At 68.2% G+C, this 4,328-nt stretch carries 1 protein-coding gene; it reads right to left on the minus strand.

Annotated elements, in window-relative coordinates:
- Nucleotides 1-171 precede the first annotated feature (171 nt).
- Nucleotides 172-4,328: type I polyketide synthase (locus NQU54_RS48090; protein ID WP_257636576.1), on the minus strand; the 4,157-nt coding region annotated here is incomplete at its 5' end.

Here is a 4,328-nt window from a genome sequence, read left to right on the forward strand (position 1 = left end):
TCAGGCCTCCTGCACGAGTACCGACGTGCTGCGTGACCAGTACCGGACGTAGTTCTTGGCACCTACAACGCCCAGGCCGATGCTACGGCCGCACGGACGCGTGGAGTTCAGCAGCCCGGAACCCAGCCCTGCCTCCTCATAAGAGGTGCCCGCCGCATTCACCGTGTCCATTCAGAGAATCTTGTCGAGGTACGCGAATACCTCGTCCGCCGAGGCGCTGTGCAACTGCTCATCGTCCTGCTGCTGTGCACCGCCACCCCGCCAACGCGTGAGCACGGCTTCCAGGCGGGCTGTCACGGCTGCTCTAGCCGGACCATCGGCCTCGATGGTCGGCAGGATGTCCTCCAGCTCTTCGAGCCAACGGTGCACCACATCTTCGGGAGTTGGCGGCACGGCGACCAACTCGTTGCGCAGGTATTCGGCAAGCGTCACCGCGTTGGGATGGTCGAACGCCATGGCGGAAGCCAAGCGCAATCCGGTTGCGGCGTTCAACCGGTTACGCAGCTGAACGGCGAGGAGGGAATCGAAGCCGATGTCCTTGAACGACGCCAGCGGTTCGACCGCCTCCGCGCTGGAGCGCCCTAGTACAGCCGCCACGGTCGAGCGCACCAGTGCCAGCAGTACCCGCTTCTGTTGTTCCGGGGCAAGGTCAGTGAGCCGGTCCGCCAGCGGGGCCTGGTCGGAGGTCGCCCGGGCCGGGGTAGGGACCAGGCCAGAAAGGACCGACGGAAGCGAGCCGTCGCCCGCTGCCATGCGCAGCGCCGCTGGGTCGAGCCGTACCGGCGTCAGCAACGCTCGCGCGCTCCCCAGTGCCGCGTCGAACAGTGCCAGCCCCTCGTCGTCCGACAGCGGCACGAGTCCGCCACTGCGCATACGGTCCCGCTGTGCCCGGTACAGGTGACCGGTCATGCCACTGGCTTCGTCCCAAAGCCCCCAGGACAGTGAGAGCCCCGGCCTGCCCTCGGCCCGGCGGTGCTCTGCCAGCGCGTCCAGGAAAGCGTTCGCAGCGGCATAGTTGCCCTGCCCGGGGCTGCCGATGGTCCCGGCGATGGAGGAGAACAGGACGAAGGCGGACAACGGCAGGTCTCGCGTCAGCTCATGGAGGTACCAGGCGGCGTCGGCCTTGGGGCGTAGGACGGCGGTCACCCGTTCTGAGGTGAGAGTTTCCACGGTGCCGTCGTCCAGCGCGCCCGCCAGGTGCATGACCGCGGTCAGCGGGTGTTTCTGGGGGATCGATTCGAGGGCCGCACGCAGTGCCTCCCGGTCCCCTACATCGCAGGCAAGGACCGTCACCTCGGCACCCAGCGCCGCGAGTTCGGCACGCAGCGCGGCTGCGCCTGGAGCGCCATCGCCGCGGCGGCTGAGGAGCAGCAGACGCCGTACTCCGTGGTGCCGAACCAGGTGACGGGATATCAGCGTGCCCAGGGTGCCTGCGCCTCCAGTGATCAACACGGTTCCTTGCGGAGCCAAGAGGGCGGGCGACTCGTCGAGGGCCGGGATACGGGTGAGCCGGGGTACGTAGAGCCGACTGCCACGTTGGGCGACGTGTGGTTCTCCAGCTGCCAGGTGTGCCAGCGTGGGAGACGCGGTGTCCGGCAGGGCTGCATCGGCGTCGAGGTCGAGTAGCGCGAACCGGTCGGGGTGTTCGGAGTGGGCGGACCGGAGCATGCCTTGGACAGCCGCGTCGGCGAGGCCGGTCAGCGGCTCGTCGGAGTGCACGGAGACGGCACTGCGGGTGCACACGACCAGCCGTGATGAAGCGAATCGGTCTTCCCTGAGCCAGACGTGGATCAGTTCCAGTGCGGTGCGGACCGCATGGTGCACCGTTGCGGGCGTCCCGTCGCGGGTCTGCGCCGTGGCTTCTACGAGCACCAGGTCCGGAGCGGCTGCCTCATCCGCCAACAGTACGTCCAGTGGCATCGGCGTCATGCCTCCACCGGGGCCGCCGGTACTGACCGTGTTCTGGACGTCCGTGCGCAGTACGGCGAAGGTCACGTCCGGTATGTCCGTCGTCGTGGGCAGCTCGACCCACGCCAGATGGTGTAGCGGCGTGGTGCCACTGGACCGTACGGCAGCCAGGTGTTCCGGGGTGATCGGCCGCACAGTCAGACAGTCGACGGTGGCGACGGGTGCGCCTGTGGGGTCTGTCAGCGAAAGCGACACGGTGTCCGGCCCGTTCGGAGTGATCCGAACCCTGAGTTCGGCAGTCCCGATGCTGTGGAGGCGAACGCCGCTCCAAGCGAACGGAAGGCGAATGCCGTCGGCAGGATCGGCCACCGCGTCCAGCGCCAACACGTGCAAAGCCGCGTCCAGCAGCGCCGGGTGGAGATTAAACCCCTCCGCCATGGGCTGGGGGCCGGGCAACCGGATCTCGGCGCAGTAGGAGTCGTCGTCCCGCCACACGGCGCACAGCCCCTGGAAGGCTGGTCCATAATCGTAGCCACACGCCGCGAGCCGGGGATAGAAGTCGGTGCTGTCAAGGGGAACGGCATTCCTGGGAGGCCAGGCCGCGGTGCTGACCGACGGAGTTGCGGCGCTCCTGGGCCGGAGGGTGCCGACCGCTCGGCGAATCCATTCATCGCTCTCCGGAACCTCCGCCGTGGAGGTTCCCGGGGCGGTGTGGAGGGTCACCTGGCGTCGGCCGTCCGGGTCGGGAGCCCCGACCCGGAGCTGCAACCGGACTGCTCCTTCGGCCGGGATCACTACTGGGCTCTCCAAGACGAGTTCTTCCAGCTCGGGGCAGTCCAGCCGATTGCCGGCGTGCAGGGCCAGCTCCAGCAGGGCTGTGCCGGGCAGCAGCACGACCCCGCCCACGGCGTGGTCGGCCAGCCACGCGTACTCCGCGAGCGCCAGTTCGCCGGTGAACACGATGCCCTCGGCTGCCGCCAACCGGATTTCTGCCGTCAGCAGCGGATGGTCGGTGGATTCCCAGCCCCGTGTCGCGGTGCTCGTCAGCCGATTCGGTTCGAGCCAGTAGCGTTCACGCTGGAAGGGGTAGGTGGGTAGGTCTGTTGCGGCGGGCCTTCGGTAGGCGAACACTGTACGCCAGTCGACGGGGGCACCGAGCACGTACGCCTCCGCCAGAGACTGCACCAAGCGCCGCCGGCCGCCCTCCTCACGGCGGAGAGTGCCAATGGCTGTGTACGCCACTCCGTCGTCCAAGCCGTCCAGGGCCCCTTGGACCGCATGAGCCAGCACCGGGTGGGGGCTGCACTCGACGAATAGCCGGTGGCCGTGTTCGGCGAGCGCCACGACGACCTCCTCGAAACGGACGGTCTGCCGTAGGTTTCGATACCAGTATTCGGCGTCGAGCAGGGTCGTGGCGTCCAGTTGTGCAGCGGTGGTGGTTGACCAGAAGGTGGTCTCCGGTTCACGGGGAGCGAGCCCGGAGAGCGCGGCCCGCAGTTCGTCCCTGAGGGACTCGACCTGCGGAGAGTGGGAGGCGTAGTCCACTGGGATCCGGCGGATTCGGACGCCCTGGCGCTCGCAGTGAGCTGTTAGTTCGTCCAGCGCCCTCGGTTCACCGGAGAACACCGCCGAACCGGGGCCGTTGATTGCGGCGAGGGTGATCCTCTCCGGCCATTCGGCGGCCAGCTGACGGGCCTGGTCGGTCGGAAGCGACAGCGATACCATCCCGCCCTGCCCGGCGAGGGAGGTAAGGGCACGACTGCGCAGTGCCACCACCCGGGCGGCGTCCTGCAAGGTCAGCGCACCTGCGGCGCACGCAGCGGCGATCTCACCCTGTGAGTGGCCCATCACCACTGCGGGCTCAACGCCGACGGCCTGCCAGAGCGCCGCAAGTGAGACCATCACCGCGAAGAGTGCGGGCTGCACCACGTCAACTCTGTCCAGCGGAGGCGCACCGGGTGCTTCATTCAAGACATCCAACAAGGACCAGCCGGTGACAGGTTCCAGCGCCAGCACGCACTCCTTCAGGCGTTCGGCGAAGACTGGCGAGTCGGCCATCAGCTCCCGTGCCATGCCCGCCCACTGGGAACCCTGGCCAGGGAACACAAAGACCGGGTCGATCCTGCCGACGGCCACCCCCTGGACCAGGCCGGCCATCGGAGCACCGCTGATCAGCGCGGACAACCCCGCTTCGATCTCCGTACGGCTTTCGCCCAGGATCACAGCACGGTGCTCGAACTCGGTGCGGGTGGTGGCAAGTGCCTGTGCTAGTGCGTCGAGTTCACGCTCAGGTTCGGCGGCCAGCATGTCAAGCAACCGGCGGGCCTGCTCGCGCAGGGCTGTCTCGGTGCGCGCGGACAGGACCCACGGCAGCACGGCACCGGGACGAATCGGCGCGGTCACCTCCTCGGGCAGCGTGT

The sequence above is a fragment of the Streptomyces malaysiensis subsp. samsunensis genome (assembly GCF_024519315.1).
Lineage (GTDB): Bacteria > Actinomycetota > Actinomycetes > Streptomycetales > Streptomycetaceae > Streptomyces > Streptomyces malaysiensis.